The sequence below is a fragment of the Roseibium aggregatum IAM 12614 genome, assembly GCF_000168975.1.
GTDB classification, from domain to species: Bacteria; Pseudomonadota; Alphaproteobacteria; order Rhizobiales; family Stappiaceae; genus Roseibium; species Roseibium aggregatum.
The window spans coordinates 18,605-41,978 of record NZ_AAUW01000017.1 but is presented as its reverse complement, the minus strand read 5'-3'; the positions used below and the strand labels follow the sequence as shown (position 1 = coordinate 41,978).

The following is a 23,374-nucleotide window of genomic DNA, read 5'->3' as shown; positions in this document are numbered from 1 at the left end:
TTGAAAAAACAGATTTATGCCGCGTTGGCGATCTGCGCCACTCGCTCGCGCAGGGCGCTCAGGGGCGCGCCGAAAGCGGCGAAGAAGTTTTCCTCGTTGCTCGCACGCTCGCCAAAGAGGTCGACCCAGAAGAAGCGGTAGCGAATCGGTTCGCCGCCGCTGCTGGGATGCATTTCGTAATGTTCCCACTCGGTGCCGGGCCGGGTTGCGAGGCGAACATGATAATTGCGGCGGATGTGTCGGCCAAGCAGCGGGCGGTTGGGCGCGGGCCGGTACTGGCCGACCGGCGGGATCGTTTCGAACGGGATGTCCTGGCTGGAAAAATGATCGAAGGCGACATCCAGATCGAGGCCGGTTTCCTCGGTAAATTCCCGCATGGCGCCATGCAGGAAGCTTTCCCCCGGATCGATCGTTCCGCCAGGGACCTGAAGCCCGAGCCAGGGCGTGTCCGGTTCGTTGAAGACCAGAAGGTCCGTGCCGCAGGTCAGATAGACATAGGCCTTGTGGTAGACGCGCATCGCTGAAAACTGTCCTTGTTGGAAAGGCTGAGGTTTCCTAACAGGGTCTTTGGCCGCGCAAAAGGGTCGGCGCCCATTCGAGCGACGTTTTATTAGGCTGCCGCCTAAACCTTCGCGCCCTTCTTGCCCGCGCCGAGCACGCCGGCATTGGCCGCATCCAGCGGCCAGCGGGGCCTGGGCGACAGGCTCATGTCGTCCACGGGGCCGAGCCGAAGCCGCTCGATGCCGGCCCAGGCGATCATGGCTGCATTGTCGGTGCAAAGGCGCAGCGGCGGGGCAACAAAGCGGGCATTCGCCTCTTCAGCGGCCGCAAGAAGGCTGGTGCGAATTTCCTGGTTCGCCGCAACGCCGCCGGCCACGACAATTGCCGGTTTGACGCCCGGATGGCGCGTGCGGAAGAGGTCAAGCGCGGAGCGGGTGCGGGCGGCCAGGACGTCCGAAACCGACCGCTGGAAGGCGGCGCAGAGGTCGGCAATCGTCTGTTCGTCAACCGGTTCCAGCTTTTTCGCCTGGGTCCGAAGAGCGGTCTTCAACCCGGCAAAGGACATGTCGAGGCCCGGCCGGTCCAGCAGCGGCCGCGGCAGGCGGAAGCGGGTGACGTCGCCTTTCGCTGCCATCTTCTCCACATGCGGGCCTCCGGGATAGGGCAGGCCCAGCAGCTTGGCGGTCTTGTCGAAGGCTTCGCCGATGGCATCGTCGATGGTCGTGCCGAGGCGTTCATAGTCGCCGACACCGCGCACCAGCAGAAACTGGCTGTGGCCGCCGGACACCAGCAAAAGGAGGAACGGAAACTCCAGATCGTCGGTCAGGCGTGCGGTGAGGGCGTGGCCTTCCAGGTGATTGACGCCGACAATCGGCTTGCCCGCGGCCATGGCGATGGCCTTGGCGGTCATGAAGCCAACGATGACCCCGCCGATCAGGCCCGGGCCCGCGGTTGCGGCAATGGCGTCGATGTCGTCCCATCCGCAGCCGGCTTCGGCCATGGCTTCGGCAACGATCCGGTCGAGGATCTCGATATGGGCGCGGGCGGCGATTTCCGGCACCACGCCGCCGAACTCCGTGTGCTCGTCGATCTGCGAACGGATCGTATTGGACAGGATTTCCTTGTGCACTGGGCCGCGCACCACCGCCGCTGCCGTTTCGTCGCAGCTTGTTTCAATCCCCAGGACCGTCAGATTGGTCGCATTGTCATCTGTTTTGACTGAGGTCATTGGTCTAAATGCGGTGGCCTGTGTTAGGACATCCGAAAAGACATAAATCGGTGCCCGTCATTTCGGCCGGGCGTAGCATCTGGACGGTAAACCTTGCAATCAAATCCTTTGCGTATCGGAACAAGGGGCAGTGCGCTGGCGCTGGCACAGGCTCACGAAACCCGCGACCGGCTGATGGCGGCCCATGGTCTGGCCGAAGACTCGTTCGAGATCGTGGTCATCAAGACATCCGGCGACAGGATCCAGGACAGGCCGCTTTCGGAAGTCGGCGGCAAGGGGCTGTTCACCAAGGAAATCGAGGAAGCGCTTCTGGATGGGCGCATCGATCTTGCCGTTCATTCGTCCAAGGACATGCCAACGGTGCTGCCCGACGGATTGGCGCTGACAGCCTTCCTGCCGCGCGAAGATGTGCGCGATGCATTCCTGTCGCCCAAGGCAAAGACCCTGACCGACCTGCCCCATGGCGCCGTCGTCGGTTCCAGCTCGCTGCGCCGCCAGGCGATGATCAAGCGGCTGCGTCCGGACATCGAAGTGGTGATGTATCGCGGCAACCTGCAAACCCGCCTGCGCAAGCTGGCGGAAGGTGCTGTAGACGCCACGCTTCTGGCGGCGGCCGGTCTGCGCCGTCTTGGCCTCGAAGCGGAAATCACCAGCCTTCTGGAAACCGACCAGTTTCTGCCGGCGGTCGGCCAAGGCGCAATCTGCATCGAAAGCCGGGCGGACGACACGGCCACCCTCGAAATGCTGGCGGCCATTCACGACGAGGCAACCCAGATCCGCCTTGATGCCGAGCGCGCCTTTCTCGCGGTTCTGGACGGATCGTGCCGCACGCCCATCGGCGGTCTGGCGACGCTTGACGGCGACACGCTGCACTTCCGGGGCATCGTGCTGAAGCCGGATGGATCGGAAGTTCATGAAGCTACGGCCAGTGGCCTGAAGTCCGACGCCGTGCAGATCGGCCGGTCGGTGGGCGAAGACCTGAAATCCTGCATGGGGCCGGATTTCATGGTTGGAGCCTGAGCCAATCATGCGCTTTCTGGTGACGCGTCCCCAGCCGGATTGCCGGCGCACCGCAGAAAGACTGCGGGCTCTGGGGCATGTTGCCGATGAGGCGCCCGTTCTGAAGACCGTTGAGGTGGATAGTGCCGAGATCGGGGTGGAGGGAATGTCGGCACTGGCTTTCTCCAGCCGGCGGGCCGTTGCCATCCTGTCGGCGCACAGCCGGATCGATGACTTCAGGAAATTGCCGGTCTTCACGGTTGGCGACGCAACCGCGCTTGCCTGCCGGGAGGCGGGATTTACCAAGGTTCATTCGGCCAACGGCAACATCGATGCGCTGGCGCAACTGATTCTCGATCACCGAAGCGGCTTGTCCTCCGGCGAGGTGCTTTACCCCGCGGCGGAGGACCGGTCGGGGGATCTGGAGGGACTTCTCGCCGCAGGCGGCGTTTCTTGCCGCACCGTTGTGGTTTACCGCATGGAAGCAGTGGCGCGATTGTCTTCCACCGTTGTGGATAGCCTGAACGGCAATGCTTTCGACGGTGTGCTCATTTATTCCAGACGCACAGCCGAGGCTTTTCTGGCGCTGGTTCGCAGCCATGGTCTCGACCATATTTTATCCGGTTTGCCTGTCTATGCCCTTTCGCGGCAGTCGGCCGAGCCCCTGTCCGAGGCAAGCCAGGTGCGTGTTGCGGCTGCGCCGAATGAAACTTCCTTGCTGGATCTGGCGTTAACACAGTGTTAACCCGATCCGGGGGAGTCGTTCTTTTGCAGCGCGCAAAAGTCTTTGCTGCGGCGGTACCGCTTCGCAAAGAGGTGTGTATAGTGAAGGTCTTGGGACCGGCAGGGTTCAGGAGGAGATGAGATGACGACGGACAAGAAATCCCCGGGCGGGACATCCTCATCGGGTAGTGGCAGCGCCAGCGGCAAGGACAAGCCCGGCAGCAGCACCGCGTCTTCCTCCGGCAGCGGCAAGCGGCCGGTGACGATTGATCTGACCGCGGAAAAGGTTGGCGCCAAACCGTCGGAGACGAAACCGGCCTCTGGTTCAGCTTCCAGCAGCACGTCTGCGGGCGCATCGAAACCGGGCGGCATCGGCAGCACCTCGGCATCCGGCAGTTCTTCGTCAACAGGAAGTGCCTCCTCATCGGGTGCCAGCGGCACTTCAGGCAGCGCATCGTCGCCTTCCTCGTCTTCAACGAAGTCGTCTTCGACCGGATCCGGTTATTCCTCGACATCTTCAACCGCTGCCGGGTCTTCCACTGCCGGTAAGCCATCCGGCACCGGCACGACCGGGGCGTCAACAGCGACCGGCAAACCGGCGTCTCCGGCAAGCTCCTCAGCATCTTCCGCGAGCCAACCGGGAACGTCGTCGGCAAGCAGCAGCTCCCGGCCCGGTGGATCGACAACCTTCTCCAATCCGCCCGCCGCTGAAGACCGCGGCGGTGTCGGCGCTTTCGGCGTTCTGCTCTCAGCCGTTATCGGCGGCATTCTGGTGCTCGGCGGCGGCTTCGGTCTTTATCAGGCGGGGCTTGTCAAACTGACGCCGGAGCCGAACCAGCAGTTGACCAGCGCGCTCAGCGCGGCACAAAGCAAGATTGCCGATCTGGAGAAAAAACTTGGCGACGTAACGTCTTCGGTTTCCAGCCAGAGCAGTTCCAGCGACGTCTCGGCACTGGAAAGCAAGGTCTCAGCTCTGGAGGCCAGGTTGCAGGATGCCTCATCGTCAGATCTGAGTGCTGCGGTCGATGCCCTGAAGCAGGACGTCGAAGGTTTGCGCAGCAGCGTGGCTTCGGCAGGTGGTGGTACCGGCGAAGGGGTGCCGGCCGATCTGCAGCCGCTGGAAAGCCGTCTGGCTGCGCTGGAAGAGACTGTGAAGAGCGACAGCCAGGTCGATCTGGCGCCGCTGGAAAGCCGCGTTGCCGAGCTGGAAAGCTCGACCAGCTCGACCTCTTCCGAAGCCGACAAGCTTTCGGGTTCCGTCACAGGTCTAGAGGGCCAGCTTTCGGATCTGAAGTCGACCCTTTCGGAGGTGGAAACCCGTCTTTCCAACACCGAAGCGACTGCGAAAGCGGCACAGACCGCCGTCTCGACATCGGATGTTTCGCTGAAAACCCTTGCCGACAGCCAGGCGCGGGCTACCGAGACCCTGTCTTCGCTGGCTGCCGACATCAAGTCGGTCGGAGCGGCCAACACGGCGGCTCTGGAAGGCTTGCGCTCCGAACTCGATACGATTTCCTCGCGTCTTGCCGCTGTCGAGGCGACCATGGGCGATGCCACGGCGCGGGAGGTTGCCGCGCGGGCGCTTTCGGTTTCGGCGCTGAAGTCGGCCGTCGATTCCGGCCGTCCCTACGAAACGGAACTGGCCGCAGTGAAGGCAGGTCTGCCGGGGGATCTCGACCTGTCGGCGCTGGAAGCCAACGCCAAGACCGGTGTTGAGCCGGTGTCGGTGCTGATTGCCCAGTTTCCGCCAGTTGCGCGGTCGATCTATCAGACCTTTTCCGAACCGGACCGCTCCGGCGATGTGCTCGACAGCCTGGTGTCCAGCGCACAGTCGCTGTTCACCGTTCGCCGGTCCGGATCCGGGGAAGGCGAAAGCCCTTCTGCTGCCCTGCAGCGCATGGAAAATGCCGTCAACAAGGGTGATCTGAAAGCGGCGCTTGTCGCCTACAAGGATCTGCCCGAACAGGCACAGGCCGCAGGGGCCGATTGGGCAACCCGCGCCGAAGCCCGTGTCGAGGTCAATGATCTTACGGACAAGGCCTCGCAGGAAGTGCTCAACGCGCTTGCTGCGAAGGATAGTTGAATGCAGGCCGGCCCACTCGCCCGCCCGTCAATGGAACCAAGTGCCGGTAGAAGCCGGCCGTCGCAGGGAGCGAGCTGAATGATCCGCGTTCTGTTCTTTTTCGCGCTGTTGTTTGCCGTTGCCCTGGGCTTTGCCTGGATGGCGGACCTGCCGGGAACAATCCAGATTTCCTGGCCGGTTTATGAAAACGGTCAGCAGGTCGGGACGGACATCTGGGAGCAGTCGCCTGTAATTGTCGGCCTTGCCGCCGCTGTTTTCCTGGCGGTCTTCCTGGTGATTGTCTGGGCGATCCGCGTTGTTCTGAAGTCGCCGCAGATTGCCAGCCGGTTCTTCCGCCGCCGCCGGAAAGACAAGGGCTACAATGCCCTGTCGCAGGGCCTGATCGCACTGGGAACGGGCAACGCCAAACTGGCGCGCCGCTATGCGCTGGATGCCGACAAGCTGTTGGACGATGAACCTGCGGCAAAACTGCTTCTGGCGCAGACGGCGCAGCTTGCCGGCAAGGACGACGAAGCGCGTCAGCGGTTCGAGGCAATGCTGGAAGACCCTGCCACCAAGGCCCTTGGTCTGCACGGCCTCTTCATCGAAGCCGAGCGCCACAAGGAACCGGTCGCTGCGCGCCATTACGCGGAAGAAGCGGCCAAGACCTCGCCTGGTCTGGAATGGGCCGGCAAGGCCGTGCTCGGCTATCAGGCGGTCGCCCATCACTGGGACGAAGCGCTGAAGACGCTGGAGCGTAACTATGCCGCCAAGATGCTGGACAAGAAAACCTACCGGCGTCAGCGCGCCGTTATCCTGACGGCCCTTGCCATGAAACTTGAGGACGGTGAGCCGGAGCGGGCCTATTCGCTGGCCAAGGAAGCGCACGGCCTGGCGCTCGACCTGGTGCCTGCGGCTGTGCTGACCTCACGTCTGGCCACGCGCCGGGGCGACATCCGCAAGGCGTCCAAGGTGCTGGAAGCCACGTGGCGTCTGTTCCCGCACCCGGATCTGGCGGAAACCTATGCCCATGTCCGCACCGGCGATTCGGCTGTCGATCGCCTGAAGCGGGTGAAATCGCTGTCCGCACAACGGGCCAACACCCCCGAAGGCGCGCTGGCCATCGCCCGCGCCGCCATGGAGGCGCGCGAGTTCGAGGAAGCGCGCCAGCAGCTGAAAAAGGTTCTGCAGTCCGAACCCACCCGTCAGGCGTTCCTGCTGATGGCGGAAGTGGAGGAAGCCGAAAACGGCGACCGGGGCCGCACGCGCGACTGGCTGGCCCGTGCCGTCAGTGCGCCGCTGGACAAGGTCTGGATGGCCGACGGCATCATTTCCGCCGAGTGGCAGCCGGTTTCACCGGTCACCGGCAAGCTCGATGCGTTCCAGTGGGCAACGCCTGGCAGCCTGTCGGACGAGGATGGTCCGCTGCTTGAGGACAGCCTGTTCGACGCACCGGCCCTGCCGTCTGCCACTGTTGCCGAACCTGTTCGTCCGGTTTCTGATGTGGAAGACAGCGCTGTCGTGCTGGAGGTGGAGCCTGTCACCAAGACCACCGATCCGAAACCGTCGGAGCCCAAGTCCGATGCGGACAAGGCCGCAGGCGCGGCCTCTGAGGCAACAACGATGCCGGTCGGCAAGCAGGGCTATGAGGGCACGACGGACGACGTCAAGTTCAGCCCTGCCCTGAAGGACTTGCCCGACGCCGCGGCCGCAAAGGCTGCTCCCAAGAAAGAGGCTGCTCCTGCCAAGGCGTCCGCGACAGAAGCCAAGCCGGTGACAGCAGCCAAAACGTCTTCAGGCGCTGGTGAAGCTGCGGGCAAAGCCCAAGGTCACAATGGTCCCGAGACGCTACCCAAGACAGATGCCAAGGGTGAGGACGCTTCCAAGAACGCGGAGGCGAAGTCTTCTTCCACCAAAGCCGATGAGGCGAAGGCTGGTGATGCGAAAGCGGGCGAAGCGAAGTCCGGCGAGACGAAATCCGGAAGTTCCAAAGAGGATCTCAATCGGCCGATCGAGTTTCCCCTGTCGCGGATGCCGGACGATCCGGGCCCGGATGAAGACGACGACAGCGAGGCGTCCAAGACCCCGCGTCCGCGCTTTTTCAACTAGGGTGTGGACCAAACCATTTCATCTTCAGTTTTGGGGCCACACGCTACGGCGCTGCCGCTGTCAGCATCAGAAGGTGCCGTTGCACGGCTGTTTGCCGGATCTTGCGAAAAGGGAAGATGTGATCTTCCTGAAAGAACCGGTTTTAGCCTCTTGCATCTGACGCCAAGCTCCGGTAATTAGCGGCGCACTCGGGCATGACCTGAGTGTCCGCGCCAAATCGCGCGATGTCCGGCACCTGCCGGAAAACGCCGCTGTAGCTCAGATGGTAGAGCACGTCATTCGTAATGATGGGGTCGGGGGTTCGAGTCCCTTCAGCGGCACCACTTTCCCAAGTGTCCGACCCGGAGACATAGGTAACAGTTTGTACCGGAGACATGGGTTACAACCTCGTGCCGAACGGGTTGTCGATTGTCTGTAGTGTTCTCTGCTCCAGGTCGATGTATCCCAGATCATAGCTCATGAAGCTGATCAGCCAAATTCCCTCGTCGACCTCCTTGATACCGAGCTTTTGACCGGCAAGCACGGTGGAGACATTGATCTTCTTTCGATACATGCAGATCCGCCCGCAGGCAGTCACAAGCGCATCCCGGTCGTGGAAGGGATAGTCCAGCTCCGGCAAGCCCCGGTAAGGTCTGGGTGAAGGTTTGTAGACTTCATCGGGTATCTGCATGGTGAGCGCCTCGTGCGGGCGTTCCTCGTTGAACTCCTTGAGAAAAGCATCGAACTTCGCCTGCTGCTGGAGGCTGTTCATGCCCGGTGGGCGGGTCGCCTCCTTCTTGAGCGTCAGATGCATGCGTTCATGTCGGCCGTTCTGCTGGGGATGTCCGGGCTTGATGCGTTCGATGCCGATGCCCAGGCGTAGCCACCACACCGACAGCTTCGACAGATTGTAGAGCCCGTTAGGTGAGGCAAATGGCAGTCCGTTGTCGGTGCGGATCGCCCCTGGCAGGCCGCGTTCCTTGAACAGGCGCACGAAGGCGTCAATGACTGGCCTTTCTTCGTGCTGTCAAAGGCTTCGCACATCAACAGATAGCGCGAGGCATGGTCACTGACCGTCAAGGGGTAACAGTATTGCCGGTGCCCAGTTTGAACTCGCCCTTGAAATCGGTACACCACAGATCGTTGGGACGAACGCCTGCCGACAGTGCCGTGCCTTCGGCCTTGTAGGCGCGCTGCCGCTTGCGGGCGCGCTTGACAAGGCCGTGGCGATCAAGCACCGCATGCACCGTGCTTTGGGCCGGGATCCGCACATCGCCGGCGAGCTTCCTGACCAGGATCTCCCGGATCTTGCGCGCACCCCAGTGCGGTTTGTCCTTCTTCGTGGAAACAATCAGCCGCTCAACCTGGTCCGGCAGCTGGTTGGCATAGCGCACCGGACGGCGGGACCGGTCGCAAAGTGCTTCCAGGCTGTCCTGCCGGTAGCGATCCCAGATCTTGTAGCCGGTCTTGCGCGAGATGCCGAACTCACGGCACACAGCACTCATGCCTTCCCCATCCAGAAGACGGGCGATGAAGCGAAGACGTTCCTCCATGACGGACACCTCTTTCCACGGCATCGACACCTCCCGCAAAAACGAAAAGTGTTACCTATGTGTCCGGAACGGTCTGTAACCTATGTCTCAGGTCGGGCAAAGGTTCAGAACATTTCAGCCTGGTCTTTGAGAACAGGGCAGAGCCTTATGCCGTGCGTTGTCGCCTGAACCGGCTTTTTCCGGCAGACTTTTCGCAAGCTTCAAACCGGGCAGGGGTCATTAGGCACGCCGGTGCTCTTATCCCCTTTTTCAGGAACTCGCCTGTAGACGCGACATGTCATCTCTTGTTGCGGAAGAGCAGTGCTGAAGCCAGGTTTTTCCGATGTCTGCCGCAGCTGGAGAGGGTGTGTCAGGTAATATGTAGAAATAAATGCAGAGTTTGTTTCGAAAGATTGCATGTATTTCTTGCTGGTATTTTCGGTTGTCATTTACCTGACAATTTTAAGTAACCGAAAATATACACTTGTTTGCTTATTGTACTTGAAAATTTCGACAGGCCTCAGAAGACAATGCGAGCGCCGCACAAGAGGTGATGACACTTGCTGCATAAAATGATCCGCATTCTTGTCGCTGATGACAGCGGTGTCGCGCGTGAAGTCATCAACAGCGGCATCGCCGTTCACCGGTCCAAGCGCTACATCGAGATAGACAATGTCGACAATGGCCGCGCCGCCGTCGAGGTTCTGAAGAAAAAGCAGATCAACATGGCGTTTATCGATATCAATATGCCCGGGCTGAATGGTCCGGAGGTGATCGCCGCGATGGGCGAGACAAAGTCGACAGGCTGCCTGACCGTTGCAATTTCGAGCGACCTCGACGACCGCAATGCCAACACGCTGAAGAAGTTCGGCGCTTATCACTTCCTCAAGAAGCCGTTCAATCAGGCCGAGGTTTCGGAAATCGTTTCCACCTATATGACGATGACGATGACCTACCCGATCCTGATCGTCGATGACAGCGGAACAATGCGCAAACTGACGCGCAAGGTTCTGGAGGCCAGCCGGTTCGACTTCGAGATTTCGGAAGCCGACAGTGCGCCGGCCGCGCTTCGCGCTCTGGCGTCGGGTAAGTTCCGGATCGTACTGACGGATTTCCACATGCCCGACGTTGATGGAATCGAGCTAGCCGGGTCGATCCGCGACCTGTCCAGCAAGATCGGCATCTACATGATGTCGACCAACGACACGACTTACCTGGAGAGGTCAGCGGCATTTGTTGGCATAAACGGGTTCCTGAAGAAGCCGTTCACTGCCCAGGATATCGACACGCTCATGCACAAGTTCCTGGAACTGGACACGCCAAAATTCGGCAAGGTGCGCGACATGTTCAGCTTCATGGAACGTGAACGCAAGGTGTCCTGAGCGTCCGCCGGCAAGGCCGGTGTAAAGTGCAAACCGGTCGTTTCCATGTGCCTCTCGGCGCCGTATTTGGAAGTCAGGGCTGGATAGTTTGTCAGTATTCTTGATTTAAAACGCTTCAGTTGATTCAATGGCAGAATCGGAAGTCTCCCCCTAGTTCGTATCGGTCCACTGGCTGAATGCATGGAGAGCGGTGTGGGCAAAACAGCAAAACTTGAATTACTGCGCCGGATATTGCCTCTCGGTCTGTGTGTGCTCGGTATTGTCGGCGGATATTTTTTCATGTCGGTGCTCAGCAGCCTGCTCTGCATCATCGCCGCCGCCGGGATCTATGCCGCTCTGCCGCGGCCGAACGTGCCGTCCGGTTCGGTCAAGCCGGTCTGTCATCCGCCCGTTCTTGTGCTTGATGCAATCGGGTTTGCTTTCGGTGCTGTTTTCTTTTCCATCGCCTTCATTGGGATGGCCGACTGGAGCGGCGGCGCGGCGCTGATGGCGCTTCTCTGTCTTGCCCCTGCCTCGATTGCACCCCTGCTGTTCACCGTGTCCGCGCGGCAGGAAACGTCGTGGGTCCGTTTCTTCAGCAACGGGTTCGAGTTCATCCAGTTCGGACGGCGCGTCCGGGTGATGTATGAGGATCTGAAAAAGATCGATATCCGTCTGTGGCAGGCCTCCGGCTGGGCGGCCTGGTTCCAATCCACAATCGGGTCGCTCGGTCCGAGGTCCGCCGTCCTGCTCAATGGGGCGGAGACCACCACGACGCTGGTTTCAAGCGCCCGGACGGCGCCACTTTCACCATTTCGTCCGAACTGGTGCCGGACCTTCAGCGGGTGCTGATCAACATCGACAGGGCCGGCATGGAGCTGCCCGATGGGATCAGCGAATATCAGCGCAAGAAGATCCGCCAGCGGCGTGAGCGCATGTACGGCGGCCCGCCGCAGGAACCGCCGCAGTCGGAGCAGAAGGAAGTCGCCCGTATCGCGGCCCTGATCGAACACGCCAGGCGCAGCGCCGGGCATTGAGGCCGGGCTAACCCCTCACTTTTCATTCGGCAGTCTGCTAACCACAACTTCATCCTCATCCTGAGGAACGCGCTTGCGCGCGTCTCGAAGGATGGGCCGCACACGCCGGAGCTCCTGGCCCATGCTTCGAGACGGACCTGACGGTCCTCCTCAGCATGAGGGTGTGTGGGGTGCCGGCGAAAAGAGGGTTGATCGTCTGTAGACCCGGTGCTGACATCAGCCGCTGCAAACTACGAACTGACCCAGTTCGCCTTCCGCTTTTCGAAGAATGCGGAGATGCCTTCCCGGGCTTCCGGGGATTCCCAGGTCTCGGCGAGTCGGCGGATGGTGTCGTCGATGATTTCTTCCGTGATTTCCGGGCCCAGGTTGCGGGCCAGCGCCTTGGAGGCGGCAACGGCAGCGGGGGCGGCGGAGAGATAGGGTTTGATTTCCTTTTCGATGGCGGCATCAAGGTCCGCTTCGCTCACGACCCTGGCGACGAGATCGAGGCCCCGTGCTTCTTCCGCGCCGAACAGACGGGCCGACATGAACACCCGGCGTGCCTTGCCTTCGCCCATGCGGGCCAGCACATAGGGGCTGATGGTTGCCGGGATGAGGCCGAGGCGCACTTCCGTCAGGCCAAATTTGGCACTGTCGACGGCAACCACGGTGTCGCAGACGCTCATCATGCCGATGCCGCCGCCAAAGGCCTGGCCCTGCACGCGGCCGATCAGCGGTTTCGGCAGTTCGTTGAGGCTTTGCAGCATCATGGCAAGCTTGCGCGCCTCAGCCATGCGGTCCTCGCGGTCGGCCTCGAACTGCTCGCGCATCCATCCAAGATCGCCGCCTGCGCAGAAGCTGGCCCCGGCCCCGGTCAGGACAACGACACGGACGGTGTCGTCCGCCGCCAGTTGTGCGGCAGCGTCCGTCAGTTCGGTGATCATCGTGGCGGAAAGCGAATTGTGCTTGTCCGGGCGGTTCAATGTCAGCGTTGCGACGCCCCGGTCGTCAACGCCAAGGGAGATTGTCTCGAAGCTCATGCGTCAACGCTCCTGAGGGTGCGGGCAAAGTCGGCGATTTCAGCAAGCTTTACCCGGTCGATGCCGGTCTCGAAGCCCTTCCGGGTCATCAGGTCGAGCACGGCTTCGGTTGCGACATTGCCCTTGGCACCCGGTGCATAGGGACAGCCACCGAGGCCGCCGACAGCGCTGTCGAAGGTGCGCAGGCCCCTTTCCAGACTGACTTCGATATTCTCGATGGCTCTGCCCTTGGTGTCGTGAAAATGGCCGGCAGTCTTATCGGCCGGTATTGCCGTCAGCACGGCGTCCAGCATCTTCCCGATGGTTTCCGGCGTTCCGGCGCCGATGGTGTCGCCAAGGGAGATCTCGTAGCAGCCGAGATCGAACAAGGTGCTGGCAACTTCGGCAACTTTTTCCGGCGGTGTCGGGCCATCATAGGGGCAGTCGGTGACGCAAGAAACGTAACCTCGCACCGGGATGCCGTCCTCGTGTGCCTTTTCCAGAAGCGGTTTGAACCGTTCGATGCTCTCGGCCACCGAACAATTGATGTTCTTCCTGGAGAAGCCTTCCGAGGCGGAGCCGAAAATGGCGACTTCGTCGGCCGACACCTTCTTGGCGGCCGTATAGCCTTTGACGTTGGGCGTCAGCACCGCATAGGTCACGGACGGGTGCCGGTAGATGCCTTCCATCACCTCCTGGGCGTCGGCCATCTGCGGCACCCACTTCGGACTGACGAAACTGGTCACCTCGATCTTGCGGAAGCCACAGGCGGAGAGGCGGTCCACCAGGTCGATCTTCTGCGCGGTCGGCACAAAGATCTTCTCGTTCTGCAGACCGTCGCGCGGGCCCATTTCAAACAGGGTGACGAATTCAGACATGTTTTCTTCTCTAGCTTCTCGTGAGGCCTAAAGGTGAGGCCGGTTCTTCGCTGCGCTTCGTCCGGGGGACGGCACCAAGCAAATCGCGGAGGCATTCGTTAAACGGTGTTTGACACGATCACTCTTCCTGCTCGGCTCGGGCGCGCAACTCGCGGCGGATCACCTTGCCGGTGGTGGTCAGGGGCAGGGCGTCGACAAAAGCGACTTCGCGCGGATATTCGTGGGCTGCAAGCCGCGTCTTGACGAAGTCGGCGATTTCCCCGGCAAGTTTGTCGGTCGGCTCAAAACCCTTTTTCAGAACGATATACGCCTTGACGATCTCCGTGCGCTGACTGTCGGGTTTGCCGACGACACCGGCCATGGCGACCGCCGGGTGCTTGATCAGGCAATCCTCGATCTCGCCCGGACCGATGCGGTAACCGGATGAGGTGATGACGTCGTCGTCCCGGCCGACGAAACGGATCCAGCCGGTGTCGTCCTTGATGCCGGTGTCGCCCGTCAAAAGCCAGTCGCCTGCGAATTTCTTTTCCGTCGCTTCCATGTTGTTCCAGTAGTTCAGGAACATCACAGGATCAGGACGTTTGACGGCAATGTTGCCGAGTGTGCCCGCAGGCAGTTCCTCGCCCTTGTCGCTGACGACGCTGACATGGTGGCCGGGAACAGGACGGCCCATGATGCCGGGACGCGCTTCCATCAGTCTGGCGCAACTGGAAACGATCATGTTGCACTCGGTCTGGCCGTAGAATTCATTGATCGTCAGGCCGAACGTGCGACGGCCCCAGTCGATCAGCTCCGCGCCGAGCGTTTCGCCGCCGGAGGCAACGGACCGCAGGGTGAAGCGCCAGCGTTTTTCGGGAGCTTCCACCTGCCGCATCATCTTCAGCGCGGTTGGCGGCAGGAAGGTGTTGCGGATCTTCTGGTCCTGCAGAAGCTGGAAGGCTGCTTCCGCGGTGAACTTCCGGAACCTGCAGGCAACCACCGGCACACCGAGGTAGAGCGCGGGCATGAGCACGTCGAGCAGGCCGCCGATCCAGGCCCAGTCCGCCGGGGTCCAGATCCGGTCTCCCGGCTGGCCCAGCAGATCGTGGCTCATCTCGACGCCCGGCAGATGGCCGAGCAGCACCCGGTGGCCGTGCAGGGCGCCCTTGGGCTGGCCTGTGGTTCCGGAGGTGTAGATGATGATGGCCGGGTCGTCCGGGCCTGTGTCGAAGGGATGGAATGTGCCTTCGTGTCCGGCCATGTGATGGTGAAGGCTCTCCGCCCACGGAACGTCTTCATCGGCACAGAGGACGGTCGTCAGCTCTGGCAGCCGGTCGCGGATGGTTGCCAGCTTGGCCGCGCCGCTTGCATCCGTGATCACCACCTTGGCGCCGGAATCCTTCAGCCGATATTCCAGAGCTTCTTCCCCGAAGAGGGTGAAGAGCGGAATGGAGATCGCGCCGAGTTTCAGGGCCGCGATATGGGCAAAGGCTGTTTCTGGCCTTTGAGGCATCAGGACGCCGATCCTGTCACCTGGCTGGACGCCGCGGGCGGTCAGGAGGTTGGCAAGCTGATTGGAAAGCCGCCGAAGGTCGTCATAGGTGTAGCTGGTGGCGCTGCCGTCCTCGTCCGTATAGACCAGCGCCTCCCGGTTCGGTTCGCGTGCCGCCCAGTCGTCGCATATGGCAACGCCGATGTTGAACCGGTCCGGGATCTCCCATTTGAACCTGCCGGAAAGGTCGTCGTAGCTTGTGGCGTCATGCGGCAGCATCGGCTTCCTCCGCGAGCGCAAGCAGAACCGTGCCGTCGGTCACCTGTTCACCTTCTGCCACCAGAACCTCGCCGATGACGCCGTCACGCGGGGCCTTCAGCGTGTGTTCCATCTTCATGGCTTCCAGGATCACCAGCGGCTGGTCCTTGGTCACGGCTTCGCCTGCCCTGGCGTTCAGAACCTTCACAAGGCCCGGCATCGGCGCGACGAGCTGGTCATCCGCGCCGCCGGCTTCCTCGTCGGCGCTGAGGGTGTCGGGCAGGGCCACCGGGAAGGCATGGCCGCCAAGGAAGACTGTCAGGCCCTTGCGGTCCTCCACCACCACGGCCCGGGCCCGGTGGCCGTCACAGTCATAGGTGATCGCGCCACCGTCGACCTTCACCAGCGCGTATTCGCGCGAGCCTTCCTCCAGTTGCACGGCAAACCGCTGATGGCCGAGGGCGTGGACCTCGACGTCCCGGCGCTCGCCGGCAATTTCCAGGAGCGCGTACTGGCGTGATGCGCTCCAGATGCGCCATCCGGCCAGCGTGTCGAAGGGGTCGTTGCCGCTGGCCGGCTTGGTCAGGCCGAGCGCCTTGAGGGCGGCAAGGGCAATGGCATCCACCGGAATGGAGGGCTCTTCGATGAGCTGGGTCAGATCCCGGTCGATAAGGCCGGTGTCGACATCGCCCGCGGCGAAGCCCTTGTGGCGGCACAGGGCCGCCAGAAACCCGGCATTGGTGACGCAGCCGGCAACCTCCGTCGCCTCAAGGCTTGCCAGCAGCTTGCCGAGTGCGGCCTGACGGGTCGGGCCATGGACGATCACCTTGGCGATCATCGGGTCATAAAAGGGCGTGATCTCGTCGCCGGGACGCACGCCGCTGTCGACCCGGGCACTGTCCTCCGGCAAGGCGAGATGCTCCAGCGTGCCGATGGCGGGCAGGAAGCCTTTTGGTGCGTCTTCAGCGTAGAGCCGGGCTTCGAAGGCCCAGCCGTTGAAGGCAAGGTCTTCCTGGCGTTTCGGCAAGGGTTCGCCGGAGGCCACGCGAAGCTGCCATTCGACCAGATCTTCCCCGGTGATGAGCTCGGTGACCGGGTGCTCGACCTGAAGGCGCGTGTTCATTTCCATGAAGTAGAACCGGTCGGAGTGCAGGCCTTCGGAGACATCAGCGATGAATTCGATGGTGCCGGCACCGGAATAATCGATGGCTTTGGCCGCTGTCACGGCAGCGTCGCCCATCGCCTGGCGCATTTCTTCCGGCATGCCGGGGGCGGGGGCTTCCTCGATCACCTTCTGGTGGCGGCGCTGCAGCGAGCAATCGCGCTCGAACAGGTGCACCGCATTGCCGTGGCTGTCTCCGAACACCTGGATCTCGATGTGGCGCGGTTTCGTCAGGTATTTCTCGATCAGCACGCGGCCGTCGTCAAAGCTGGCTTCGCCTTCGCGCTGCGCGCCCTTCAGGGCGTCGGCAAAATCCTTCGGGTCATCGACCCGGCGCATGCCCTTGCCGCCGCCGCCCGCACGCGCCTTGATGAGCACCGGATAGCCGATCCGGTCGGCCTGCTCTTTGAGGAAGTCCGCGTCCTGGTTCTCGCCATGATACCCTGGCACCACCGGCACGCCGGCCTTTTCCATCAGCGCCTTGGCGGCGTCCTTCAGGCCCATGGCCCGGATGGAAGAGGCGCTCGGGCCGATGAAGGCAATGCCGGCCTTGTCCAGGGCGTCGACGAAGTCCGGATTTTCCGACAGGAAGCCATAGCCCGGATGCACCGCTTCGGCGCCGCTGAGCTTGCAGGCTTCGATGATCCTGTCCGCTTTCAGATAGCTTTCCGACACCGGTGCCGGGCCGATGCGGAAGGCTTCGTCAGCCATGGCCACATGCTTGGCCCTGGCGTCGGCATCGGAATAGACCGCAACGGTCTTGATGCCGAGCTTTCTGGCCGTTGCCATGACCCGGCAGGCAATCTCGCCGCGATTGGCAATGAGGATCTTCTTGAACATTTATCAGTTCTCCTCCCAGGGAGTGACTATTGCGCCGGGGGTGTCGGCATTTCGGTCCGGAGCAAGATCCGGCATATGCTGTATCGGCAGCGCGCTGAACACGGTGACGGAGTTTCGGCTGCCGTCGGCCAGAAGGGCGCTGCGGCCGGTCGCCAGCACGTCCACCTTCAGGCCACCGACGGACAGTGTGTCGCCCTTGTCGATGCTGCCTTCGTCAAGCGCGACGAGGATGGCGGTCAGCGGCTGTGTCAGGTGAACATCGGGGTGCTGGTCACGAAACGCAGCTTCGATATCCGGGCCGCATTCCACCATCGAGCGGACTTCACCTTGCATCCGTCTTCCTCCCGAGTGCTTCCTGTAGATGGGCATGGCTGGTCTCGTCGAAGGCGACCAGCGTGACGCTCAGAATATCCGGCAGGTCGTCCAGAACCCGGGTGACCGTTGTCACCGCGACGGTTGCCGCCTTGGTGGCCGGATAGCCGTAAATGCCGGTGGAAATGGCCGGAAAAGCTATGCTCCAGCAGTCGTTGTCCGCGGCGAGACGCAGGCTGGTTTCGTAGCAGGATGCAAGAAGGTCCGCTTCGCCTGCACTGCCGCCTTTCCAGACGGGGCCGACCGTGTGAATGACGTGGCGGGCGGGCAAGCGGTAGCCCTTGGTGATCTTGGCATTGCCGGTCCCGCAGCCGTTGAGCGTCCTGCATTCGGCCAGGAGTTCCGGTCCTGCCGCACGATGGATAGCCCGGTCGATACCGCCGCCGCCAAGCAGCGATGAATTGGCTGCATTGACGATCGCGTCCACGGCAAGCCGGGTGATGTCGCCGATGTGGGTCTCGATCCTGCTCACGGTTTCAGCTCCGGCTGCAGATCTTCAACAACCCTGAAGCGCTCGCAGACGAGGTCCATTTCCGGATCAAAACCGCCGTTGCGCTCAAAGAAGGTCTGATGATCCTGGCGCCAGCCTGCCAGGTCTTCGTTCTCTCCTTCCGCCAGGGCGAAGTCTTCCCCGACATCGCAGAAGCGTACGACGGAGACTTCAAGCGTCTCGATCACCAGCGCGGGCGTGTCGTCCCAGTTGAGGGCAATGTCGCGTCGACCATGGACGGGCAGGACCTCGCCGCCGTCCTCATAACTCTGCAAGGCACCGCATGTGGCGGTTTTCTTGCCTGCGCGCACAAGGGCGATGAGCTGGGCACACAGGTCCGCATTGTCGCCGAACTTGAAGGTTTCGGCACCGGGGTATTTTGCTTTCAGCGCGTCGATGGACATCGGATCACATCCTGAAGAGACCGAAGCGCGTGTCTTCGATCGGGGCGTTCAGTGCTGCCGACAGGGAGAGGCCCAGAATATCACGGGTCTTGCGCGGGTCGACAATGCCATCGTCCCAGAGCCGGGCGGTTGCGTAAAGCGGGTGACCCTGCTGTTCGAACTGGTCGATGATCGGCTGCTTGAAGGCCTTTTCCTCGTCCGCCGACCAGTTGCCACCCTTGCGCTCGATACCGTCGCGGCGGACGGTGGCCAAAACGCCGGCGGCCTGTTCGCCGCCCATGACGGAGATGCGGGAATTGGGCCAGGTCCACAGGAAGCGGGGCGAATAGGCGCGGCCGCACATGCCATAGTTGCCGGCGCCGAAGGAGCCGCCGACCAGCATGGTGATCTTTGGAACGGAGGTGGTGGCAACTGCGGTCACCAGCTTGGCGCCGTCCTTGGCAATGCCGCCGCTTTCGTATTTGCGGCCGACCATGAAACCGGTGATGTTCTGCAGGAACACCAGTGGCACCTTGCGCTGGGAGCAGAGCTCGACGAAATGAGCTCCCTTCACCGCGCTTTCGGAGAAGAGCACACCGTTGTTGGCAATGATGCCGACGGGCATGCCATGGATATGGGCAAAGCCACAGACCAGAGTGGTGCCGTAGCGGGCCTTGAATTCGTCGAAGCGCGACCCGTCGACCGTGCGGGCGATCACCTCGCGGATATCGTAGGGCGTTTTCAGATCGGCCGGAACGACGCCGAGAATTTCCTCCGGATCATAGAGCGGATCTTCCGGTGTCTGCAGGGCGACGGATGGTGTCTTTGTGCGGTTGAGGCTGGCGATGGCTCGGCGGGCAAGCGCCAATGCGTGGGCATCGTCGCGGGCAAGGTGGTCGGCAACACCGGACAGGCGCGTGTGGACATCGCCGCCGCCGAGATCTTCCGCCGTGACTTCCTCGCCGGTGGCAGCCTTCACCAGCGGCGGGCCGGCAAGGAAGATGGTTCCCTGGTTCTTGACTATGATGGTCTCGTCCGACATGGCCGGCACATAGGCGCCGCCTGCGGTGCACGAACCCATGACGACCGCGATCTGGGCGATGCCCTTGGCCGACATGTTGGCCTGGTTGAAGAAGATGCGGCCGAAATGGTCGCGGTCCGGGAACACCTCGTCCTGATTGGGCAGGTTGGCGCCGCCGCTGTCGACCAGGTAGATGCAGGGCAGATTGTTTTCCGAGGCAATTTCCTGGGCGCGCAGGTGCTTCTTCACCGACATCGGATAATAGGTGCCACCTTTGACGGTGGCGTCATTGGCAAGGATCATGACCTCGCGGCCTTCAACCCGGCCGATGCCGGCGATCATGCCGGCAGCAGGCGCGGCACCATCATACATGTCATGGGCGGCCAGCATGCCGACTTCCAGGAAAGGTGAGCCCGGATCGAGCAGGCGGGAGACGCGTTCGCGCGGCAGGATCTTGCCACGGGACACGTGGCGCTGACGGGCGGTTTCACCGCCGCCATCCAGGGCTTTCCGGGCGGCCGCCTTGACGGTGTCCATGGCCGCCTCATGCGCGGCGCGGTTGGCTGCAAACTGTTCGCTTCTCGGCGATAGGCTCGATTTCAGGATGCTCATGTCACCCGGTCTCCCTTGGAACAACCCTTTGGGCGGTTGATCGCGTTCTTGAGTTGGCTCCCCATGCGTCCGGTTTCACGCCTGAAGGGCCGGTATGTCTCATTTTTCCGGCGCGACGGCCTTGCGCGCCAGGTCGAGGTAAATCTCTTCGATATCCTGTCTGGAAAGGCGCCCGCCTTCGCGGTACCAGCTTGGAATGGCGGTCAGCATGGCGATGATCGCCCGGGTCGTGACCCTCGGCTCGCGCAGGCTGTAGCGGTCCTGTTGAGAGCCTTTTTCGAGAATCTCCGTCAGGATGCCTTCGTAGCGGCGGCGCTCCGTCTCGACGGTCTCGAAGTTGTCCGGTTCGAGATTGCGAAGCTCCATGTAGGAAATGAAGACTTCATCTGCCCGTTCCAGGTGATAGCGGATGTGAAAACGGACAAAACGCTCCAGCGGGTCCATGTCCACCGGAAAGGCCGCTGCGTCCCAGGCGGCCAGAAGCTCGCTCATATGCGCAAGCAACAGGTCTTTCAGGATATCCTGTTTGGTCGGGAAGTGATTGTAGAGCGCGCCTGGCTGGACACCGACATCGGCGGCGATTTCGCGCATCGAGACAGCGGCATAACCGTTGACTGCAAAGCGTTTCAGGGCTGCCTTGCGCACACGCGCGGCAGTCTCCTGACCCTTGGCTCCCGTTCTGGAACGGCTTTGCGGTTTTGCGGCTGCGCTTGCCATTTCGATCCTCCCTACCCTAAAAAGTAAATGAACGTTTGTTCATTTTCAAGGGCGATTTGAGTGCGAAAGCGTTGCTGCTAGAAAGAATGCCAGGGGAACAGGCGCGACTGTCAAAAAACTTTCATGGATAACCTGTTCACAGTCCTTGGGCATTCTGCGTCCGGTTGAACGCACCGCCGATCCTGGTCGTGCCTCCGGGATGTATTTCAAAGGAACCGATTGATGACCGAAGAAAGTGCAAAAACCTGGGTTGAAGCGGAATGGGCCGACAGCCTGGACGAAGAGCTGGAAATGGAGATCGACGATTTTCTTATCGCCAGAGATCTCGCCTTCATCTCGGACAAGAAACACAAGTCTTCCATCGACCGGAACACCTATTTCCATGAGCTGCTGCGCCTGCAGGCCGAACTGGTGAAACTGCAGGACTGGGTTCAGCATAGCGGCGAGAAGATCGTGATCATCTTCGAAGGCCGTGACGCGGCCGGCAAGGGCGGGGTCATCAAGCGCATCACCCAGCGGCTGAACCCGCGTGTCGCGCGTGTGGTTGCGCTGCCGGCGCCGACCGACCGTGAAAAGACCCAATGGTATTTCCAGCGCTATGTGCCGCATCTGCCGGCGGCAGGGGAAATGGTGCTGTTCGACCGCTCCTGGTACAACCGGTCCGGCGTCGAGCGGGTGATGGGTTTTGCCGATGACAACCAGGTCGAGCAGTTCTTCAACGACGTTTCGGAATTCGAACGCATGATCGTGCGCTCCGGCGTGCGGCTGATCAAATACTGGTTCTCGATTACCGACGAGGAGCAGCAGCTCCGCTTCCTGATGCGCATCCACGATCCGCTGAAGCAATGGAAATTGTCGCCGATGGATCTGGAATCCCGGGTGCGCTGGGAAGACTACACCAAGGCCAAGGAAGAGACCTTCGAGCGGACCAATATTCCCGAAGCCCCCTGGTTCATCGTGGAAGGCAACGACAAGAAACAGGCCCGCCTCAATTGCATCAGTCACCTTCTGTCGATGATCCCCTACGAAGAGGTGCCGCACGACCCGATCGAATTGCCGGAGCGCGTCTATAACTCCGACTATGAACGCAAGGTCCTGCCGGAACACCTCTACGTGCCGGAGAAATTCTGAGGCGGGTAACCTCTGATGTCTGTACGTCGCAATTGGATCGCTTGGACTGGAAGTCGCTCACGTTGTGAGGCGGTGAAACTGCCTCAAATACCGGCGTAAGAATTTCGGTGTCACCCCGGGCGAGCAACGCGAGACCCGGGGCCCACTCGTTTCCAGAGCGGTGGTGCTGTGGTGTGCGCCTGGCCACAGTTTCGCAGGCTTCAGCAAGGGGTTTTGCGCGTAGGCTCCGGATCTGCGCTGCGCTTGTCCAAGGGTGACACCATTGGATAAGGCGAATCTATCGTATCCAAGACGCTGGTTTGGATTTTCGCAGGCACCAGAAAATGTAGGACGTTCTCCGCCTTATCTGCCCTTGCGGAGTTAAATCGTTTTATGCCATCTGGGGTGCGTACCTCAAAATCATGGGAAGGATGCCGGCATGACGGAAAAGTCTATCAAATGGGGGATCGTTTCGACCGCGAAAATCGGCCTGGAAAAGGTCATCCCCGGCATCCAGCGCTCGAAGACGGGCACCGCTTATGCAATCGCCTCGCGCGATCTTGGCCGGGCGCAGGAAGCTGCCAAGGAACTGGGTATCGAAAAAGCCTACGGATCCTATGAGGAGCTGCTTGGCGACCCGGACATCGATGCGATCTACAATCCGCTGCCCAACCACATGCATGTGCCGGTGACGATCCAGGCGGTGAATGCCGGCAAGCACGTGCTGTGCGAAAAGCCGGTGGCTCTCAATGCCGAGGAGGCTGCGCAGCTTCTGGAGCTGCCGAAAGACAAGCTGGTGGCCGAAAACTTCATGGTGCGGGCCCATCCGCAGTGGATCAAGGCGCGCGAGATCGTGCGCTCCGGTGCCTTGGGCGAGCTGAAAGCGATCCACACCTTCTTCAGCTATTACAATGATGATCCTGGCAATATCCGCAACAAGGCCGACATTGGCGGCGGCGCGCTGCTTGATATCGGCTGTTACACCATGCTGGCCGGGCGGTACTTCTTCGACGCCGAGCCGCAGCGGGTGGTGTCGCTGATCGACCGGGATCCGGAGTTCGGTACGGACCGGATGACCAGTGCCTTGCTCGACTTCGGCAACAACCGGCATCTCAACTTCACCGTCTCGACCCAGCTCACGCCCTATCAGCGCATTCAACTGGTTGGAACGAAGAAGCGCCTGGAAATCGTCATCCCGTTCAACGCGCCGCAGGGCGAGGCGGTGCAGATTCGTCTTGACGACGGCTCGCTGCTTGGCGATGCCTCGATGCAGTCGGACATCATCGCGCCCTGCGATCAGTATGGCGAACTGGTGGATGTGTTCGGCCGGGCAATTACCGGTGAAGCGCCGCTTCCCTACGGTGCGGCAGACGCGGTGCAGAACATGAAGATCCTCGACGCAATCTTCGCATCGGCAGAAAAAGACGGCTGGGTCAGCATCGGCTGATCCTTATCAACGTTCTGCCTTCGCACAGCGCAGTCCCGGCCTTGAGCCGGGACTTGTTTTTTTAGGAGACCGCTGCGCGAGGGC

20 protein-coding genes, 1 tRNA gene and 1 pseudogene are annotated in these 23,374 nt (G+C 61.5%); 10 read left to right on the top strand and 12 right to left on the bottom strand.

What is annotated here, in order from left to right; all coding sequences use genetic code 11:
• Positions 1-14: 14 nt before the first annotated feature.
• On the bottom strand, positions 15-518 hold the full coding sequence (locus tag SIAM614_RS21180) for an NUDIX hydrolase (RefSeq protein WP_006937739.1): 504 nt from the start codon (positions 516-518) through the stop codon (positions 15-17).
• A 104-nt stretch (positions 519-622) separates the two neighbouring features.
• Positions 623-1,729: a tRNA (adenosine(37)-N6)-threonylcarbamoyltransferase complex transferase subunit TsaD gene (gene tsaD, locus SIAM614_RS21175; RefSeq protein WP_006937737.1), complete on the bottom strand. Its 1,107-nt coding sequence runs from the start codon at positions 1,727-1,729 to the stop codon at positions 623-625.
• Positions 1,730-1,822: 93 nt separating this feature from the next.
• Here tsaD and hemC point away from each other — a divergent pair, with 93 nt between their 5' ends.
• The 5 genes from hemC (at position 1,823) to SIAM614_RS21140 (ending at position 7,945) form a co-directional block, all read left to right on the top strand.
• Positions 1,823-2,749, top strand: a complete 927-nt coding sequence (hemC, locus tag SIAM614_RS21170) for a hydroxymethylbilane synthase (protein ID WP_040440758.1) — start codon at positions 1,823-1,825, stop codon at positions 2,747-2,749.
• A 7-nt stretch (positions 2,750-2,756) separates the two neighbouring features.
• On the top strand, positions 2,757-3,473 hold the full coding sequence (locus SIAM614_RS21165; protein ID WP_006937733.1) for a uroporphyrinogen-III synthase: 717 nt from the start codon (positions 2,757-2,759) through the stop codon (positions 3,471-3,473).
• 120 nt (positions 3,474-3,593) lie between these two features.
• Positions 3,594-5,534: a COG4223 family protein gene (locus SIAM614_RS21150; protein ID WP_208984063.1), complete on the top strand. Its 1,941-nt coding sequence runs from the start codon at positions 3,594-3,596 to the stop codon at positions 5,532-5,534.
• A 78-nt stretch (positions 5,535-5,612) separates the two neighbouring features.
• The gene (locus SIAM614_RS21145) at positions 5,613-7,622 is read left to right on the top strand and encodes a heme biosynthesis protein HemY (protein WP_006937729.1); all 2,010 of its coding nucleotides are present in this window, start codon (positions 5,613-5,615) and stop codon (positions 7,620-7,622) included.
• Positions 7,623-7,869: 247 nt separating this feature from the next.
• Positions 7,870-7,945, top strand: a tRNA-Thr gene (locus SIAM614_RS21140).
• Positions 7,946-8,001: 56 nt separating this feature from the next.
• On the opposite strand, the pseudogene SIAM614_RS32785 reads toward SIAM614_RS21140, so the two are convergent.
• Positions 8,002-9,178, bottom strand: a pseudogene (locus SIAM614_RS32785) (integrase core domain-containing protein).
• A 515-nt stretch (positions 9,179-9,693) separates the two neighbouring features.
• Here SIAM614_RS32785 and SIAM614_RS21130 point away from each other — a divergent pair.
• From SIAM614_RS21130 to SIAM614_RS32525, 3 genes are all read left to right on the top strand, one after another.
• Positions 9,694-10,515, top strand: coding sequence for a response regulator (locus SIAM614_RS21130; protein WP_157140001.1), 822 nt, complete (start codon positions 9,694-9,696; stop codon positions 10,513-10,515).
• A gap of 192 nt (positions 10,516-10,707) precedes the next feature.
• Positions 10,708-11,346, top strand: coding sequence for a hypothetical protein (locus SIAM614_RS21125; RefSeq protein ID WP_198137367.1), 639 nt, complete (start codon positions 10,708-10,710; stop codon positions 11,344-11,346).
• Positions 11,340-11,531, top strand: a complete 192-nt coding sequence (locus SIAM614_RS32525; protein WP_198137366.1) for a hypothetical protein — start codon at positions 11,340-11,342, stop codon at positions 11,529-11,531. The genes SIAM614_RS21125 and SIAM614_RS32525 overlap by 7 nt, the downstream gene beginning before the upstream one ends.
• Positions 11,532-11,761: 230 nt before the next feature.
• Here the strand turns inward: SIAM614_RS32525 and SIAM614_RS21120 are convergent, their stop codons facing one another.
• The 9 genes from SIAM614_RS21120 to SIAM614_RS21080 all read right to left on the bottom strand — a co-directional run bounded on the left by SIAM614_RS21120 (position 11,762) and on the right by SIAM614_RS21080 (position 20,733).
• The gene (locus SIAM614_RS21120) at positions 11,762-12,550 is read right to left on the bottom strand and encodes a crotonase/enoyl-CoA hydratase family protein (RefSeq protein ID WP_006937723.1); all 789 of its coding nucleotides are present in this window, start codon (positions 12,548-12,550) and stop codon (positions 11,762-11,764) included.
• Entirely contained in the window at positions 12,547-13,407 is an 861-nt protein-coding gene (locus SIAM614_RS21115; protein WP_006937722.1) for a hydroxymethylglutaryl-CoA lyase, read from the bottom strand. The genes SIAM614_RS21120 and SIAM614_RS21115 overlap by 4 nt, the downstream gene beginning before the upstream one ends.
• A 118-nt stretch (positions 13,408-13,525) precedes the next feature.
• On the bottom strand, positions 13,526-15,157 hold the full coding sequence (locus SIAM614_RS21110) for an acyl-CoA synthetase (RefSeq protein ID WP_006937721.1): 1,632 nt from the start codon (positions 15,155-15,157) through the stop codon (positions 13,526-13,528).
• Positions 15,144-17,138 carry an acetyl-CoA carboxylase biotin carboxylase subunit gene (locus SIAM614_RS21105; RefSeq protein ID WP_006937720.1) on the bottom strand — a complete coding sequence of 665 codons (1,995 nt, stop codon included), beginning with the start codon at positions 17,136-17,138 and terminating at the stop codon, positions 15,144-15,146. The genes SIAM614_RS21110 and SIAM614_RS21105 overlap by 14 nt, the downstream gene beginning before the upstream one ends.
• Positions 17,139-17,141: 3 nt before the next feature.
• Positions 17,142-17,471, bottom strand: coding sequence for a hypothetical protein (locus SIAM614_RS21100; protein ID WP_006937719.1), 330 nt, complete (start codon positions 17,469-17,471; stop codon positions 17,142-17,144).
• Positions 17,461-17,982, bottom strand: coding sequence for an O-acetyl-ADP-ribose deacetylase (locus SIAM614_RS21095; RefSeq protein ID WP_006937718.1), 522 nt, complete (start codon positions 17,980-17,982; stop codon positions 17,461-17,463). The genes SIAM614_RS21100 and SIAM614_RS21095 overlap by 11 nt, the downstream gene beginning before the upstream one ends.
• Complete coding sequence (locus SIAM614_RS21090) at positions 17,979-18,404, bottom strand: ASCH domain-containing protein (RefSeq protein WP_006937717.1); 426 nt, start codon at positions 18,402-18,404, stop codon at positions 17,979-17,981. The genes SIAM614_RS21095 and SIAM614_RS21090 overlap by 4 nt, the downstream gene beginning before the upstream one ends.
• 4 nt (positions 18,405-18,408) lie before the next feature.
• The gene (locus SIAM614_RS21085; RefSeq protein ID WP_006937716.1) at positions 18,409-20,016 is read right to left on the bottom strand and encodes a carboxyl transferase domain-containing protein; all 1,608 of its coding nucleotides are present in this window, start codon (positions 20,014-20,016) and stop codon (positions 18,409-18,411) included.
• A gap of 99 nt (positions 20,017-20,115) precedes the next feature.
• Positions 20,116-20,733: a TetR/AcrR family transcriptional regulator gene (locus tag SIAM614_RS21080; protein ID WP_006937715.1), complete on the bottom strand. Its 618-nt coding sequence runs from the start codon at positions 20,731-20,733 to the stop codon at positions 20,116-20,118.
• Between the two features lie 222 nt (positions 20,734-20,955).
• On the opposite strand from SIAM614_RS21080, the gene ppk2 reads away from it, so the two are divergent.
• Together ppk2 and SIAM614_RS21070 are read left to right on the top strand one after the other, a co-directional pair.
• The gene (ppk2, locus tag SIAM614_RS21075; protein ID WP_006937713.1) at positions 20,956-21,864 is read left to right on the top strand and encodes a polyphosphate kinase 2; all 909 of its coding nucleotides are present in this window, start codon (positions 20,956-20,958) and stop codon (positions 21,862-21,864) included.
• A gap of 418 nt (positions 21,865-22,282) precedes the next feature.
• Positions 22,283-23,290 carry a Gfo/Idh/MocA family protein gene (locus SIAM614_RS21070; RefSeq protein WP_006937712.1) on the top strand — a complete coding sequence of 336 codons (1,008 nt, stop codon included), beginning with the start codon at positions 22,283-22,285 and terminating at the stop codon, positions 23,288-23,290.
• Positions 23,291-23,374 lie beyond the last annotated feature (84 nt).

Bases quoted from the DNA above. Each gene is read 5' to 3' on its own strand.
- tsaD (WP_006937737.1), bottom strand. From the start codon at position 1,729: ATGACCTCAGTCAAAACAGATGACAATGCGACCAATCTGACGGTCCTG.
- SIAM614_RS21080 (WP_006937715.1), bottom strand. From the start codon at position 20,733: ATGGCAAGCGCAGCCGCAAAACCGCAAAGCCGTTCCAGAACGGGAGCC.
- SIAM614_RS21150 (WP_208984063.1), top strand. From the start codon at position 3,594: ATGACGACGGACAAGAAATCCCCGGGCGGGACATCCTCATCGGGTAGT.
- SIAM614_RS21090 (WP_006937717.1), bottom strand. From the start codon at position 18,404: ATGTCCATCGACGCGCTGAAAGCAAAATACCCCGGTGCCGAAACCTTC.
- SIAM614_RS21105 (WP_006937720.1), bottom strand. From the start codon at position 17,138: ATGTTCAAGAAGATCCTCATTGCCAATCGCGGCGAGATTGCCTGCCGG.
- ppk2 (WP_006937713.1), top strand. From the start codon at position 20,956: ATGACCGAAGAAAGTGCAAAAACCTGGGTTGAAGCGGAATGGGCCGAC.
- SIAM614_RS21070 (WP_006937712.1), top strand. From the start codon at position 22,283: ATGACGGAAAAGTCTATCAAATGGGGGATCGTTTCGACCGCGAAAATC.
- SIAM614_RS21100 (WP_006937719.1), bottom strand. From the start codon at position 17,471: ATGCAAGGTGAAGTCCGCTCGATGGTGGAATGCGGCCCGGATATCGAA.
- SIAM614_RS21115 (WP_006937722.1), bottom strand. From the start codon at position 13,407: ATGTCTGAATTCGTCACCCTGTTTGAAATGGGCCCGCGCGACGGTCTG.
- SIAM614_RS21145 (WP_006937729.1), top strand. From the start codon at position 5,613: ATGATCCGCGTTCTGTTCTTTTTCGCGCTGTTGTTTGCCGTTGCCCTG.
- SIAM614_RS21085 (WP_006937716.1), bottom strand. From the start codon at position 20,016: ATGAGCATCCTGAAATCGAGCCTATCGCCGAGAAGCGAACAGTTTGCA.
- SIAM614_RS21165 (WP_006937733.1), top strand. From the start codon at position 2,757: ATGCGCTTTCTGGTGACGCGTCCCCAGCCGGATTGCCGGCGCACCGCA.
- SIAM614_RS21180 (WP_006937739.1), bottom strand. From the start codon at position 518: ATGCGCGTCTACCACAAGGCCTATGTCTATCTGACCTGCGGCACGGAC.
- SIAM614_RS21110 (WP_006937721.1), bottom strand. From the start codon at position 15,157: ATGCTGCCGCATGACGCCACAAGCTACGACGACCTTTCCGGCAGGTTC.
- SIAM614_RS21120 (WP_006937723.1), bottom strand. From the start codon at position 12,550: ATGAGCTTCGAGACAATCTCCCTTGGCGTTGACGACCGGGGCGTCGCA.